The following is a 14,621-nucleotide window of genomic DNA, read 5'->3' as shown; positions in this document are numbered from 1 at the left end:
ATTAACAAATTATTCAAATCATTTTGATGATGATGTTTTTAAATATAATAAAGCAACGCTGTGAGTTGTATTTTTATACTTAAATAAAGGGAAAGGAATGTCACCCCAACGCATATTTGCCAGTGTCGCACTTGTTATTGCTTTAGGATCGTTAGAAAAAAGTATTGTTACTACACCGTTATCCATTATTGGTCAGGATCTTAACGCAGGACAAGCATTAACGTGGGTGGTTACCGCCTATTTATTAGCGGCGACTGCCGTTCTTCCTGTATACGGTAAATTAAGCGATATTTTTGGTCGTGTTAAAATGCTCAATGTGAGTATTGTTTTATTCATGTTGGGATCAACTGCATGTGGTTTATCTGAGACGTTAGGTCAATTAATTGCAAGTCGTGTTTTACAAGGTCTTGGTGGTGGTGGCCTAATAGCATTAGCATTTACGGTGATAGCAGACAGTATTCCTGCTCGTATTGTGGGTAAATATCAAGGCTATATATCCATTGTTTATGCCGTATCTAGTATTGCCGGACCGCTATTGGGGGGCTTTTTTGCTGAGCATCTTAACTGGCGCTGGATCTTTTGGGTCAATTTACCATTAGGTTTACTGGCTTTATTGATGGTTAATCGTACTTTATCTCATTTAAGTAAAGGTCGAAAGTCACCCTTTGACTGGAAAGGGGCTGCGTTACTTATCTGTGTGACGACATTGGTGTTGTTACTGTTATCTCCTGAGTCACAACTGCCTATAGATTGGTTGTCAGGTGCGTTATTATTATCATTTATCTTACTTTACATTGTTGAAAAATTTGCGAAAGATCCGATTCTTCCTGCTCGTCTAGCACGTTTACCTGGTTATTTAGTTAGTGTGAGTTTGATTTTATGTTCACAGTTATTGATGTTTGCAGTGTTAGTGTATTTTCCTTTGCAGCTTCAATGGCAAAAAGGGCTGACGGCATCAGAGAGCGGATTATTTATGATGATCTTTATGTTTAGTATTACGACTGGTGCATTTATTGGCGGTAAGTTAATTGCACGGTGGGGTAATTATAAGATTTTCGTGATGCTCGGATTTTTAATGGCGTCATTGGCTTTATGGCAATTACATTTTGATTTTGAAGTGAAAATAGCGCTTATTTTTGCCGGCCTTGGACTTGGCTTTACCTTGCCAGCTTTAAGTGTGGTTGTACAAAACGTATTACCGCCACGAGATCGTGGTATTGGTATGTCGTTGTTTAATTTTGGGCGTGAGTTGGGTGGTGCTATTGGGGTCGCAGTATGTTCTGCGATTTTTCATTTTCAATTGCCTGACAATGTGTTGGCAAGCAGTAGCAATGGGTTAGCTGGTGTAGATAGTCAATTGTTAGCATCAGGGTTTAATTCAACGTATCTTATGATGGCTGTTGTCGCAGTTATTGCGCTTATTTTAGCAGCGTTCGCATTAAAGAAACGTCCATTATCTGATGAAGTTGAGTTTGATTCTGAGTAAAAGTCGCTTGAAATAACGTGATAGAAAACCAGAGGGTAATTGCTAAATAAAACGAATTAGTCACAGTATTATTATTTAGGGGTGAATGTCGTTAACTGAAAGTGATACAAATCTAACTATTAGGATTATTGAGTATCTCCTTTAATTTGATAGGAGTAATGTCTTTATTCAAGAATACTAATATTCAGAGGTGATTATGAGTTTGTTTTATGTTGATAAAAATGCGCAAGATAACGGCGATCATGAAATTCATACAGCAACATGTAGCCATAGCCCTGGTTTGAAAAATTGTGATGCACTTGGTTATCACACGGCTTGTAGTACAGCATTAGAGGCGGCTAAAAAGATATATCCTCAATCAAATGGTTGCTATTACTGCTCATATTCCAGCTATACATCTGAAAGTAAGTAAAATATTACTAGCGGCGTAATAATACAGATTGCGTCGCTATTTTTTGTCTGCAATTTATTACCCACATTGAACCTTTAAGCGTGCAGCGTTAAATAAATTGCTGATATTCACGCGCCATAATCATAATCTAGTGTAGTATTCTTGCTATAGATAGCGTCAGCGTTAAAGGGTTAAAATGGAAATCGATTATAAAGTTAATCATCCAATCACAGTAGATCAATACATCGAGTTAATGAATAAAACCACATTTATTGCACCTTTACCGGTTAATGAAGCGGTTGTGCAGGGTCTATTAAGCAATAGTAATTTAATTGTGACGGCATGGGTTGATGGGCAACTTGTAGGTTTAGCGCGTTCAATGACAGATTTCTATGCTTGCTGCTATTTATCTGACCTTGCGGTTGATGAAAGTGTGCAATCGATGGGTATTGGTAAATATCTTGTTTTAGTAACAGCAGAATCTGTGGCTGAGAGCTGTAAGATTGTTTCATCATCCGCGTCAGAAGCCGCAGGGTATTATTCTAAAATTGGTTTTAAGGAACAGAGTAGTACGTGGGTATTAACCGATATAAGTGAGTTAGTCTTACCTTAAAATAACGGTTCTATTGATTGTTATGCGGTGTACGCTATATAAAGTCATAATAAGTGAGTAATAAGAAGATCTGATTATTGTCTTGTCTATCTATTGACCATGTTAGTAGATCAATGTAAAAAAATAGAGATTGGACTATCATATTACTTGCTATAAATCTGTATCTTGGTGTAATTTCTCACCACTATTTATTTTTGGAATAATGATCATGCCAAAGGCTAGTGATATTAAAAAATTTGCTGCTATTGAACTTAACGGTAAAGTAGCTTTAGTTAAAGAAATTACTAAGCTAACGCCTAGTGGTCGTGCAGGCGCAAGTCTGTACCGTATGCGTATTTATGATGTTGCAACGGGCTCAAAATCAGATGTTAGCTTTAAAGCTGATGAAATGATTACATTGGCTGATTTCCGTCGTCAAAAAGCATCTTTTTCATACATCGATGGTGAAGAATATGTGTTTATGGATGATGAAGATTACACTCCATACACTTTCACTAAAGAAGCAATTGCTGAAGAGTTATTGTTCATCAATGAAGATACTAAAGGTATTGAAGTATTGACTGTAGATGGTGCACCTGTTGCATTAGAACTACCAGCAACAGTAGAACTAACAATTGTTGAAACAGATCCGTCAATTAAAGGCGCATCTGCAAGTGCTCGTACTAAGCCTGCAACATTATCTACAGGTCTTGTAGTTCAAGTTCCTGAGTACATTGCAAATGGCGAAAAAATTAAAATTAACACAGCTGAACATAAGTTCATGAGCCGTGCTGATAAATAATATTTAGTTATTATTACTTTATAAAGCCAGTGTCGTTTATTCGACGCTGGCTTTTTTATACTCACTACAAACATAATGCATAGGGAATAATGTGGCTAAGACAATGACAATAGGCGTTGCTAAAAAAGAAGAAATACACGCAGTGTATCAGCTAGAACAGCGGCTATTTGGTGATAATTGCTATCCTGATTTTTTTATTCGTCAAGCTTATGATTGTTGGCCGGCTGGCTTATTAGTTGCTCGCGAACAAGATAATGTTGTTGGCTATGTGCTGTGTGCGCCTCAGTTTAATAGTATGTCGTTAAAGATGACAGAAGGGTGGATATTAGCATTAGCTGTCGATGCTAGCGTACAGGGACGTGGGGTGGGTAAGAAACTAATGCAAGAAGCGATGGTGGCACTAACTGGATGTGAAAAGTTGTGGCTAACGGTACATCCGAATAATCATGCTAAAAAACTGTATCAACAGCTCGGTTTTACGGATGTAGAACAAGAAAGCGATTATTTTGGTTTTGATCAACCTCGAGTGAAAATGGTGTGCGTGGCTGTGTGATCTGCAGGTATAAAAAATAGTTATAAAAAAGGGTATCTTAGATACCCTTTACTTCTTTCAACTGTTCGTTGAAAAATTAAACGCGCTCAACGTTAGCAGCTTGAGGACCTTTTTGGCCTTGCTCAACGTCAAAAGAAACTTTTTGACCTTCAGCTAGAGATTTGAAGCCTTCACCAGTAATAGCACGGAAGTGAACGAATACGTCAGCGCCGCCATTGTCTTGAGTGATAAAACCGAAACCTTTCTCATCGTTGAACCACTTAACGATACCAGTTGCTTTAGACATGTTATGTCTCCTGAAAAAATAAATTAGTAGCGCACATTACGCTGTTTTACTTATGTACAAAAGAATAATGAAGCGCTTCAGGACAACTGTGAATATTTGAACAGTGTATCGAAGTTTTCTCTTTCAATTTGTTGCATAAATAGGCCTTTAATAAAACCATGAGTATTAGGCCATTTTCACTTTAAAAGGGCAAGTTTCTCTTGTAAGAACAAACCAATAATGTGACCCCTTTAACAAAATAGCTTGTTGAATTTTTATGCTGTTGATTGCTTATTGTGGTAGGGGGTACAGAATAGAAATCAAATTCGTTTTTTATTATATATCAAACAGTATTAGCGTTTACTAAGCTTGCATTTATACGGTGGTATCGAAGATCTTTATGGTTTTTCGAAGTTGTATAATATAACTGAAATAGAAAAAGGGCCCAATGAGCCCTTTGTTTAATATTGTTCAAGGTTACTTTACTAGACTCTTTCAACGTTTGCCGCTTGAAGACCTTTAGGACCTTGTTCTGTTTCGTAAGATACTTTCTGGCCTTCAGCTAGGGTTTTAAAGCCATCACCACTAATCGCACGGAAGTGTACAAATACATCAGCACCGCCGTCATCTTGAGTGATAAAACCAAACCCTTTCTCTTCGTTAAACCACTTAACGGTACCTGTTGCTTTTGACATGTTGTCTCCTGATCAATCTATTCATCACACGTTATAGCCAATATTTGATTACGGAGCGATTTGAGTGTTGAACTCTGTTGCTGATCATGAAGATGACAGCGAAGATATCCTTGTTCAGATTGCTTTAATTGTAAATAAGTACTGGTCTACTATGAAGATTAGGTGGAGATCGGTGATTTGCAAATCAAATTGGTTATTTTTTATAAAGAAAACGTAATTATTAAAGTGTCATCATTATTTCTTCGGTTGTTCATCTCTATGTCTTCTTTATTGGTAATTATCTCAAATGTTTCTTGAACGAAATCAAAGCACACTTAAATAATAAAGGGCATAATTTAGACAAGGAAAAATCTTTGAGCGTATGTTAACGCACCATCTAGATGATAATCTGCGGGTATTACTTGAGTTTACAGCAGATTTTCTGTTATAACGATTTTAGAAAAAAACTGAGACTCGACGGTTATGTACTAGGAAGTGCATTTTTCCTAATTATTAGCATTAAATCAGTTTCACAAGGCTTTATTTTCAGACTAAGGACAAAACATGAACAACATCCTTGAACTTGTTCGTCAGACTCGCCGTAAAAATAAACTTAAACGCGAGATTCTAGATAACGATCGTAAAATTCGTGATAACCGTAAGCGTGTAGAATTACTAGAAAACATGCTGGATTATATCAAACCAGATATGAGTCACGATCAAATTTTAGAAATCATCGAAAACATGAAAGGTGATTACGAAGATCGTGTTGATGATCATATCATCATCAGTGCTGAGCTATCTAAAGAGCGTCGTGACGTTAGCAAAAACGTTAAAGACCTTAAAAAAGCAGAAATTACAGCACACAAACATAACTAATTTTATGTATGTAGGCTAATAAAGACCTGGGCTATTATGCTCAGGTTTTTTTTGTTTATTTTTTATGGCAATGTTTAGGTAAGAGTAAGCGAATAATGACAAGGCATAAAAAGAGCCCGAAACGATTCCTGTGTCGGGCTTAGGGGAATGGCTCACTAATGAGCCTTGCGCTAACTGGTTATGTCTGGAATTTGATTACACTATCAATATTAGTTTAGCTTTGACGATTTTCCAGTTTTTATAACGAGCTATTGCTTATTTCATCAATAAACGGGTGGTTAACTTTGGCGCATTGAATAAAATTAGATATCAAACAAGTTAGTATCGCGTACTAATTCGCGAGGTAAACCATTTTTAATTCGATTTCCAACCCATTTACCGATGCCAATAGGGTAATCACGGTAAGTGACAATAACTTCACCTTTACCTGTTAAGTCTTCAGGGCGAATATCTCGTCCCATAAACCACTCTTTAGCTTGTGCTGCGGTTAATGCGATAACAACGGATTCTTGACCTGTCGCCAGTGTCATGATCGCTTCATGCTGCCAGCGATAACCTTTCTTATGTTGTTCAGCAAGCTTAATACCGATACGTTGGAAGCGAATTTCACCAATTAATGGTTTAATTTGTGACGGGAATAGCCACACTTCTTTATCACGTAGCCAAATATCACTGTTGGTTGATAACGTGATATTAAGATCGGTATTGAGTTGTTCAGCAATCAGTTGTTGTTCATCGGCTTTAACTTGAGTAAATGGGAATTTGCCCATCCGTTTTTTAACTGGATCGGTGTCAACGGAAGCATGTTTACGAATCCGTGCAACAAAGAAGCCTTCACTGTCAAAAACCTGAGGATAAACGTGTAAGAAGCCTTCAGTCGTTAATGCTTTGGGTGCGCCTTCAAATAAATGTTCTAAAGACTCAAATTCAACGGCATCACCAAAGGTTTCTTTTAGGTAATGACAGACTTCTTGGTTTTCACGCTGGTTAAGGGTACAGGTTGAATACACCATAACGCCGCCTGGTTTTAATGCTTGGAATGCACTAACAATTAATTTGCGTTGTACTGCGGCAATTTCATCGATGGATTCAAGACTCCAGTTAGCCATAGCATCATCGTCTTTGCGAATTGCCCCTTCACCTGAACAGGGTGCATCGAGCAAGATAGAGTCAAATGCTTCTGGTGCCCACGTACCGAATACACAGCCATCAAAATGCGTTAAAGCCACGTTATGGACGCCACAACGCTGTAGGTTTGCATGTAATACTTTAATACGGCTTGCAGCAAGTTCATTTGCCACTAATGCGCCTTGGTTTTGCATTGCACACGCTATTTGAGTTGTTTTAGAACCTGGCGCTGATGCCATATCAAGCACGCAATCAAGGGCATCATTGTTATCAAGTAAAGCAGTAACCGGCATCATTGAACTGGCTTCTTGAATATAAAACAGTCCAGCCATATGTTCGGCAGTATTACCTAATGAAACGCTTTCTTCATCCTCACGTTTGATCCAAAAGCCCGTATCACACCAAGGAACAGGGGTTAACGTCCAATCTTTATCAGCAACGCGAGTAAGAAAATCGGCCACACTTATTTTAAGTGTATTAACGCGAATGCTACGACGTAACGGCGTTTTACAACAGCTAATAAATTCATCAATACTCAGGTTTTCTGGCATTGTATGCTTGATGAGATCAATAAAAGCGTCAGGGATATAGATATTTGGATGCAAGGTAGCACTCTCTGTCAAACTAGCAATATCGGGATTCTATACTAAATAGGAACAAATATATATCAGCTATCTATGCTTCTAAGTCTGTTATAGGTAAGGAAGGATTGTCATTTTTATATTGTGAACAAAAACCGTATTTATTTGCGTTAAGCGATCAAAAAAGGAGCATTAGATGCTCCTTTTTATTAGCGGCCTATATGATTATTTAGCTGGAATAGCCGTACGCCAGTTTACCCATTGTGGATTCACTTCTTTATTAAGCAAAAAGTGCTTGCCCTGTTTGGCTTGTGGAGCCAAGGGTTGTGTTGCTGGCGTTGCAAATGAAATTCCACCGCGTAATAAGCTATCAAATGTTCCTGCTTTTACTTTGGCGCCTGTAATGCCTACATCGACATTTAGACCTGAAGCATTCCAGAAGACGCTATTAGTACGAACAAGATGACGATATTTTTGTTCGATTTGAACTGTGATTAAAACGCGATCTGCTAACGCACCTAAAGCGACATTAATAACTTGTCCAACTTGAATGTCGCGGTAAAGTAGCGGTGTCCCTTCACTGACCGAGCCGCGTTCTTCGCTTTCAAGAATAAATGTTTTTCCTGCATCAAATAATTCAGCTGAGCCTAATTTAAAGCGATGAGCACTAACACCGTTACCGGGTTGTACGGCAATATATGAGCTTAATAACGAGTCTAAGTTTTCACTGCCACTTAAACTGATTTTTGGCTTAACTACCCAAAAATAGCTATCTTTACGCGCAACGATATTGGCATATTGAGGGAATAAGCGCGCTTCAACGGTTACATTATTATGATCAAAATTTGGTTTGATGTTATCTACTTTACCAATGATTACGCCTTGGTATTTTATTGCGGTTGATGATGAGATTGAACGAGCATCATCAGCGGTTAATGTGATCATAACGCCAAAATGTTGAGCATCATTCAAACTTGAGTAAAGCTTATAATCATTTCCTGAACGATTAACCACTCCTTTGATTGAATCAAAGGCAATGCCACCTTTTAAGAGGGTTGAGAGTGGGTCAGCTTTGATCTTTACGCCGTTAAGTCCAGCTTCAACTTCAACCCCTGAACGGTTCCAAAAGACGGTGTTATTGTCGATTAAATGGCGGTATTGCTTCTGAATGTTGAGTTTAATTTCAACCCCTGATGTCGTAAGTGAAAAACTGGTGATTTCACCCACTTGTAGATTACGATAAAGTACAGGGCTACCTTCAGAAATAGGAGGTAAGTCTTTCGCGACTAATGTAAGCGTCGTAAATCCTTTTAATTTTTCATCTGCAAGCTTAGCTAAGTGTCTATTTTTAAATAGTGAATAATGCTTTTTAATGCCAGGTTTACCACTAGCAGTAAAGCTTATTGCACTGCTTATTAGTTGATCTGCTGCGGGAATGGAAACATCAACACCTTTGTTACTGATATTAGCTTCAATGCCACCATCAATAAAGAAACGACTATGAGAGCGAACTAAATGGGTATATTGAGGTTGAACTAAAGCATCAAATCTAACCTGATCACCATCAAGTTTTACGGCAGTAATATGGCCAACATCAATGCCACGATAACGCAAGGTTGTTCCTGACTTGATGCCATAACTCTTGTCTGCAAAAAGAGAGAATACAGCAACGCCAGGCTGTTGTTCTTCAAGTGTGTTTTGGGTGATAGCCGTAAAGTGACGGGTTTTTTTACCTTCTCCGGGAATTAAGCGTAGGTAGTTACCACGTACAAGGTTGCCAATATTTTTAACACCAGACAGTGAGACTTGTGCTTCTTCAAGTAATAGTCGAGATCCACTGTTGAGTAAATCACTCATGCTCGGTTCAATTGCAGCGTGGGCGACAATTTTATTGGTTTTCTCATCCAATTTTAAATCAGAAATTTTACCTATTTGAAGGCCTCGATACATGATAGGTGCACTGGAATTGCTCACATCATTGTTATCTGGCAAAGTAACTGTGATCGCAATACCTCGGCCTGCGGTATTAATGTCAGGGTAGAGATTAAATAAATGTCCTTCATCAATAGGTTTGCCTTCATCTGGTGAATCAAAGGCAATAGCCCCTGCAATGAGTGCCGATAGACTTTCAAATTGAACATCAACACCATTAAAACCAATGTTGGCATTGACGCCACTGACATTCCAAAAGCGGCTTTTATTCGTTACGAGGTTGGCGTAACGAGGCTTGATGAGTGCGTCTATTAATACTTCTTTTTTATTGGCACTTAATGTGTAGTTATAGATTTCACCAACTGGGATTTTTTTATAGAAGATTTGAGATCCAATACTCAATGAGCCTAAATTAGGGGCTTTTAATTGTAGTGTTAAGCCATTGTGTGCAGGTAAGTTCGCGGGTTGGTTTTCTAGTGCAGTAAACTTGGTTGCAAATTCACCTGCGCCGGGTTGAAGGGCAATATAATTACCCGATACAAGGGCATCTAACCCTGAAATACCTGTAATGGATGCTTTGGGTTTAACGAGCCAAAATTGAGTATGTGTGTGCAATGTTTTGACCGCTTCAGGATAAATATCAGCGGAAACATAAATGCTTTTAAGATCTTTTGACAATGTTACATCGCGAACGATGCCCACTTCTAAGCCTTGATAGCGAATGGTTGTACGGCCAGCAACTAAACCGACAGCATCATTAAAATGAATTTGAATACGCTCACCACCTTCATTAATGGCTTTATATAATAACCAGCCGGCAACAATAATGGCGAGAAGAGGTAATAACCACAGAGGAGATAAGCCGCGATCACGGCGAATATTAACCTGTTGTGGTTGAGTATTATTTGGTTCGTTGTTCATATTTGTCCCAGATTAGACGAGAATCTAAGCTCTCAGCAGCTAACATTGTTAAGATAACGACCATGGCAAAAGCGATTGCGCCAGGTCCTGGTGTAAAATCAAGAATTTGTCCACGATCGATTAACGCAACCATAATCGCGATAACAAAAAGATCCATGACCGACCATTTGCCAATCCAATGCACTATTCTAAAAATACGCATTCGTTGTAAGCGGTGGCGTTGCTGTTTAAATTGAATGCATAACAATATATATGCTAGTCCAATGATTTTAGCGACGGGAACAACAATACTAGCCACAAAGATTATGATGGCAATGCCTGTCATTCCTGTTTTTACTAGCCCAGCGACTCCCGAAAAAATAGTATCTTCAATACGCTTACCATTATTCATAAAGATAGAAATAGGGTAAAGGTTTGCTGGCAAAATGAAAATACTTGCTGTAATTAGGTAAGCCCATGTTTTTTGCAATGACTTAGGAATTCGATGATCTAAATGGCTGTTGCAACGGCGGCAATTAGGTAATGCTTCTTGGGTTAATTGGCAACAGTGACAAACGGTATCAAGCTTATCACTGATATGTTCATCTTCTGGTTGCCATGCATCCCAATAACGACGAACGCTGATCTTAGTTAGTAATACTGATAATAGTATTTGCATACTGATTAAGCAGTATAAGCCCACGCCAACATAAATTTCTGCTACCTCTTGTACTTTAAAACATGAAATAGCCAAACTCACTAAAAAGACTTCTAGCATTGTCCATTGTTTTAAATGGGACAGAATCCATAGTGATACTTTAAAAATACGAAAGTGTCGAAACCGTAATGAGAACTGCGCACTTAACACAGCGCTGATCAGTAATAATGGAGCAATGGCACTACAAAAAAGAATTAATATCGCAACCGCAGGAAACGTTGGTGCAAGGGCGAGTGTTCCAGATGCGAGTGTTGCTGGAATCATTTGGCCAACCAGCCGAATGGTAATTAGCGGTAAACTAATAGTGGGGATATAAATAATAAGACAAGCAACCGCAAGCGCTAATTCTGCATTAAAATGTGCAATACCACCGCGATAGAGTCGAGTATGACAACGTGGGCAATAGGCACTGTGTCCTTGCGTTGCCGTTTCGGGCAGCACAAGTAAATCGCAGCCTGGGCAGCGTCGAGCCTTCGACATGGTGCGTTTCTTCCTTTTGTAATTAGGTGCACAAAAGCGCTCATTGAGTGACGAGTTATCCCTTGTTTATACAAACGTTGAATACTCTCAATGAACGCCGATTGATGCACACTATATTATTTTGCGCTGATGCTGGCTACTGCTTCGTGAGAATCGATATGATGAGACGGGCCTTCTGCTGACTGAATTGAGCCATAAAGTGTCTGATATAGTCCTTGTGTATTGACTAACTCTAAGTGCGTTCCTGATTGACTGACTAAACCATCTTCCAGCACATAAATAATGTCAGCTTGTTTTACTGCAGATAAACGATGAGCAACAATAAGCGTGGTTTTGTTTTTCAAAAAGCCATTAAGCGCTGTATGTAGTGCCGCTTCTGTGGCAGTGTCTAACGCTGATGTTGCTTCATCAAGAATAACAAATTCAGGATTGGTCAATACCATACGGGCAATAGCTAATCGTTGGCGTTGTCCTCCTGATAAGCGAATACCTTGACGACCAATTTCAGTCTCTAAACCGTGGGTCAAACGTTCTGTTACATCAGTAAGCTGAGCAATATCTAACGCTTGCCATAGTTCTTCATCACTAAATGATGCGCCAAGGGTTAAGTTATGACGTAACGTTTCATTAAATAACACGGGCTGCTGTAACACCACTGCCATTTTTTCACGTAAGGCTTCATAGCTAACGGCTTCAATAGGATGATTGTTTATTAAAATATCACCACTGCTTTTTTGATAAATACCTAATAGCAGCTGAATTAAGGTTGATTTACCACCGCCAGAGGCACCCACCAAAGCCACCCGTTTCCCTGCTGGAATATCAAGATTCAAACCGCACAGCACTTCTTTATCGTTATCATAAGAAAAATGTAAGTCACGAATGTTAATTGCAATAGTTTCCTCGCTATTAAAAGGGTAAACCGTAGCGGGGGGACGAACTTCTTCTTCCAAGGCTAATAAGGTATTGAGACGTTGCATAGCAGCTGCTGCACCATACCAAGCGAATTGAATACCCAATAATTCTTGAATTGGTCCTAACATAAACCATAGATAACTAAAGACAGCTAACATTTCACCAATGGTTAAATTACTAAATAACACCATCAGCATGGCGGCAGCACGAAATATTTCAAATCCGATTAAGAATAATAGGAAGGAAATACGGCCAGCAGCTTCTGATTGCCATGCATATTTATCTGCACTGTGACGAATATCACTGGCATTACCTTTTAATTGGTCTAAGAAATCACGTTCACGATTAGAGGCACGTAATTGGTACAAGCCATCTAAAACTTCAATTAAGTGGTGTTGAAATTTTTCGTAAGATTGATTTTCTTTGCGTTTTAAGTTTTTAACGCGGCTTCCCATTAGCTTGGATGCATAGACAACAATAGGGTTGATGATCAAAATGAAAAGCCCAAGCTTCCAATCTAGCCATAATAGAACGCCAGCAGTACCGACAACGGTAAGTAGCCCAATAATAAAGCGGCTTAATGTATCACCAACGAATTTATCAATCGTCTCGACATCAGTAATGAGGTGGGAACTAATACCGCCACTACCACGTTCTTCATACTGACGCATACTTATACGGCCTAATTTATCCAATAAATGTTGGCGTAAGTTATAGGTTATATCTTTTGATACTAATGTAAATTGTCTACTTTGCAGTATATTCAACGCCTGACTAGCTGTGCGCATTAATACAACTAAGACTAGTACTAGTAAAATATATCCCGTTGCATTGTGCCAAGCCGAAGGTAGAAGGGCGTTAAGATAAGTGATGCCTTCTCCTGGTTTATTCAATAAAACTTCATCCACCATCAGTGGCATTAAAAGTGGAATAGGCACACTGATTAAGGTGGCGATAACCGCAATAATGTTCGCAACAACTAATCTTGGTTTATGTAATGTCGCTTGTTGTAGCAACCAGGACCAATTAATCATAAGATGGTTCTTATCTTTCACTGTGAGAATAATTCCTATTATCAATTTTATTCTTGCTATTCTAACGGCTATATACGGAGTAAGCTATGGAAAATACAACCGCTTTTTATAATCGTCTCACCCAACAGGCATTGGCGTTGATTGAAGGTGAAACAGATCTTATTGCTAATATGTCTAATATTAGTGCGTTATTAAATATGGAGTTAGAACAAATTAATTGGGTTGGGTTTTATTTACTTAAACAAGACCAATTAGTCTTAGGTCCATTCCAAGGAAATCCCGCGTGTGTTCGCATTCCGGTTGGGCGAGGTGTGTGCGGTACCGCGATTTCTGAGAATAAAGTACAACGTATTGCTGATGTACATACTTTCCCTGGGCATATTGCTTGTGATGCTACAAGTAATTCAGAAATCGTTATTCCGCTTACAGTGAAAGGAAAATTAATCGGTGTGCTGGATATTGATAGCCCAAATTTGTCAAGATTTGACCAAAATGATGAACAAGGTCTAGTTTCTTTCGTAGAAGCACTACAAAAAGTACTCTAATTTCATGCTTTCGGTGGTTTTTCCGCGTTAGGTAATTATAATAGCAGCACTATTTCTTTTTGAACAAAGCACAAATAACGAGCAATCCTCGTTTATGTCAGGAAACTCCATGGAAAACTCTGAAAAGTTAACGAACAGTAAAGAAGTTATTGCATACATCGCTGAGCGTTTCCCAAAATGTTTCACTGTTGAAGGTGAAGCTAAGCCACTTAAAATTGGCATCTTCCAAGACCTTGCAGAGCGTCTTAATGAAGATCCAAAAGTAAGCAAGACTCAGTTACGTACAGCTTTACGTCAATACACATCTTCTTGGCGTTACCTTCACGGTGTTAAAGCGGGTGTGAACCGTGTTGATCTAGATGGTAATGATTGCGATGTTCTAGAGCAAGAGCACGTTGATCATGCGCTTAAAGCTTTAGAAGAAAGTAAAGCTAAAGTCCGTACTCGTCGTAAAGAGCAAGCAATTGCAAAAGCGGCTAAAGAAGGCGATGCTAAAAAAACACGAGCAAAAACAGTTAAATCTAACAACACTAAGCCAAAAACAGCTACTATTAAAAAGAAGCCTGTAGAGACAACACGTGCGCTTAATGCTGATGAAGTAATTGTAGGCAAAAATGTTCAAGTGAACATGGGTTCAGGTAACATGCCTGCGACTATTGTTGAAATTAACAAGGACGATGTGCGAGTTCGTTTAAATAATGGCCTAGTAATGGCTGTTAAAGCGGAGCACTTGCGTTCATAAAGGA

General features: G+C 38.8%; 14 protein-coding genes. 8 read left to right on the top strand and 6 right to left on the bottom strand.

All coding sequences use genetic code 11. From position 1 onward, the window contains the following. Positions 1–97: 97 nt before the first annotated feature. From VXS03_RS10205 to VXS03_RS10185, 5 genes are all read left to right on the top strand, one after another. Positions 98–1,486 (top strand): MDR family MFS transporter, encoded by a 1,389-nt coding sequence (locus VXS03_RS10205; RefSeq protein WP_327763597.1) that lies wholly within the window; start codon positions 98–100, stop codon positions 1,484–1,486. A gap of 196 nt (positions 1,487–1,682) precedes the next feature. Beyond that, positions 1,683–1,898: a hypothetical protein gene (locus tag VXS03_RS10200; protein WP_080176461.1), complete on the top strand. Its 216-nt coding sequence runs from the start codon at positions 1,683–1,685 to the stop codon at positions 1,896–1,898. Positions 1,899–2,073: 175 nt separating this feature from the next. Next, the gene (locus tag VXS03_RS10195; RefSeq protein WP_327763596.1) at positions 2,074–2,490 is read left to right on the top strand and encodes a GNAT family N-acetyltransferase; all 417 of its coding nucleotides are present in this window, start codon (positions 2,074–2,076) and stop codon (positions 2,488–2,490) included. 208 nt (positions 2,491–2,698) lie between these two features. After that, complete coding sequence (efpL, locus tag VXS03_RS10190) at positions 2,699–3,271, top strand: elongation factor P-like protein EfpL (RefSeq protein ID WP_327763595.1); 573 nt, start codon at positions 2,699–2,701, stop codon at positions 3,269–3,271. Positions 3,272–3,362: 91 nt separating this feature from the next. Continuing rightward, positions 3,363–3,824: a GNAT family N-acetyltransferase gene (locus VXS03_RS10185; protein WP_327763594.1), complete on the top strand. Its 462-nt coding sequence runs from the start codon at positions 3,363–3,365 to the stop codon at positions 3,822–3,824. 76 nt (positions 3,825–3,900) lie between these two features. Here the strand turns inward: VXS03_RS10185 and cspE (VXS03_RS10180) are convergent, their stop codons facing one another. After that, positions 3,901–4,110, bottom strand: a complete 210-nt coding sequence (gene cspE / locus VXS03_RS10180; protein ID WP_080157481.1) for a transcription antiterminator/RNA stability regulator CspE — start codon at positions 4,108–4,110, stop codon at positions 3,901–3,903. Positions 4,111–4,574: 464 nt separating this feature from the next. Further along, positions 4,575–4,784: a transcription antiterminator/RNA stability regulator CspE gene (gene cspE / locus VXS03_RS10175; protein WP_080157479.1), complete on the bottom strand. Its 210-nt coding sequence runs from the start codon at positions 4,782–4,784 to the stop codon at positions 4,575–4,577. A 543-nt stretch (positions 4,785–5,327) separates the two neighbouring features. Between cspE (VXS03_RS10175) and VXS03_RS10170 the strand changes: the two genes are divergently transcribed. Continuing rightward, entirely contained in the window at positions 5,328–5,642 is a 315-nt protein-coding gene (locus tag VXS03_RS10170) for a DUF496 family protein (protein WP_080157478.1), read from the top strand. Positions 5,643–5,944: 302 nt separating this feature from the next. On the opposite strand, the gene rsmF is transcribed toward VXS03_RS10170, so the two are convergent. From rsmF to VXS03_RS10150, 4 genes are all read right to left on the bottom strand, one after another. Beyond that, on the bottom strand, positions 5,945–7,375 hold the full coding sequence (rsmF, locus tag VXS03_RS10165; protein WP_327763593.1) for a 16S rRNA (cytosine(1407)-C(5))-methyltransferase RsmF: 1,431 nt from the start codon (positions 7,373–7,375) through the stop codon (positions 5,945–5,947). A 201-nt stretch (positions 7,376–7,576) separates the two neighbouring features. Next, the gene (locus VXS03_RS10160; protein WP_327763591.1) at positions 7,577–10,204 is read right to left on the bottom strand and encodes an MlaD family protein; all 2,628 of its coding nucleotides are present in this window, start codon (positions 10,202–10,204) and stop codon (positions 7,577–7,579) included. Beyond that, positions 10,185–11,381, bottom strand: coding sequence for a paraquat-inducible protein A (locus VXS03_RS10155; RefSeq protein ID WP_327763590.1), 1,197 nt, complete (start codon positions 11,379–11,381; stop codon positions 10,185–10,187). Before VXS03_RS10155 ends, VXS03_RS10160 begins: the two co-directional genes overlap by 20 nt. Before the next feature lie 116 nt (positions 11,382–11,497). Beyond that, positions 11,498–13,330: an ABC transporter ATP-binding protein gene (locus tag VXS03_RS10150; protein ID WP_327763589.1), complete on the bottom strand. Its 1,833-nt coding sequence runs from the start codon at positions 13,328–13,330 to the stop codon at positions 11,498–11,500. Between the two features lie 86 nt (positions 13,331–13,416). Here VXS03_RS10150 and VXS03_RS10145 point away from each other — a divergent pair, with 86 nt between their 5' ends. Both VXS03_RS10145 and proQ read left to right on the top strand, forming a co-directional pair. Continuing rightward, on the top strand, positions 13,417–13,875 hold the full coding sequence (locus VXS03_RS10145) for a GAF domain-containing protein (protein WP_327763588.1): 459 nt from the start codon (positions 13,417–13,419) through the stop codon (positions 13,873–13,875). Positions 13,876–13,984: 109 nt separating this feature from the next. Beyond that, positions 13,985–14,617: an RNA chaperone ProQ gene (gene proQ / locus VXS03_RS10140; protein WP_327763587.1), complete on the top strand. Its 633-nt coding sequence runs from the start codon at positions 13,985–13,987 to the stop codon at positions 14,615–14,617. Positions 14,618–14,621: the final 4 nt, after the last annotated feature.

Origin of the sequence: Photobacterium sp. S4TG1 (genome assembly GCF_036040035.1) — a bacterium.
Lineage (GTDB): Bacteria > Pseudomonadota > Gammaproteobacteria > Enterobacterales > Vibrionaceae > Photobacterium.
The sequence above is the reverse complement of the archived record's forward strand: the minus strand, read 5'-3'. Positions and strand labels throughout refer to the sequence as shown.

Coding starts and splice junctions, on each gene's coding strand:
- cspE (WP_080157481.1), bottom strand. CDS start 4,110: ATGTCTAAAGCAACTGGTATCGTTAAGTGGTTCAACGATGAGAAAGGT.
- VXS03_RS10160 (WP_327763591.1), bottom strand. CDS start 10,204: ATGAACAACGAACCAAATAATACTCAACCACAACAGGTTAATATTCGC.
- proQ (WP_327763587.1), top strand. CDS start 13,985: ATGGAAAACTCTGAAAAGTTAACGAACAGTAAAGAAGTTATTGCATAC.
- VXS03_RS10155 (WP_327763590.1), bottom strand. CDS start 11,381: ATGTCGAAGGCTCGACGCTGCCCAGGCTGCGATTTACTTGTGCTGCCC.
- efpL (WP_327763595.1), top strand. CDS start 2,699: ATGCCAAAGGCTAGTGATATTAAAAAATTTGCTGCTATTGAACTTAAC.
- VXS03_RS10170 (WP_080157478.1), top strand. CDS start 5,328: ATGAACAACATCCTTGAACTTGTTCGTCAGACTCGCCGTAAAAATAAA.
- VXS03_RS10195 (WP_327763596.1), top strand. CDS start 2,074: ATGGAAATCGATTATAAAGTTAATCATCCAATCACAGTAGATCAATAC.
- VXS03_RS10145 (WP_327763588.1), top strand. CDS start 13,417: ATGGAAAATACAACCGCTTTTTATAATCGTCTCACCCAACAGGCATTG.
- VXS03_RS10205 (WP_327763597.1), top strand. CDS start 98: ATGTCACCCCAACGCATATTTGCCAGTGTCGCACTTGTTATTGCTTTA.
- VXS03_RS10200 (WP_080176461.1), top strand. CDS start 1,683: ATGAGTTTGTTTTATGTTGATAAAAATGCGCAAGATAACGGCGATCAT.
- cspE (WP_080157479.1), bottom strand. CDS start 4,784: ATGTCAAAAGCAACAGGTACCGTTAAGTGGTTTAACGAAGAGAAAGGG.
- VXS03_RS10150 (WP_327763589.1), bottom strand. CDS start 13,330: ATGATTAATTGGTCCTGGTTGCTACAACAAGCGACATTACATAAACCA.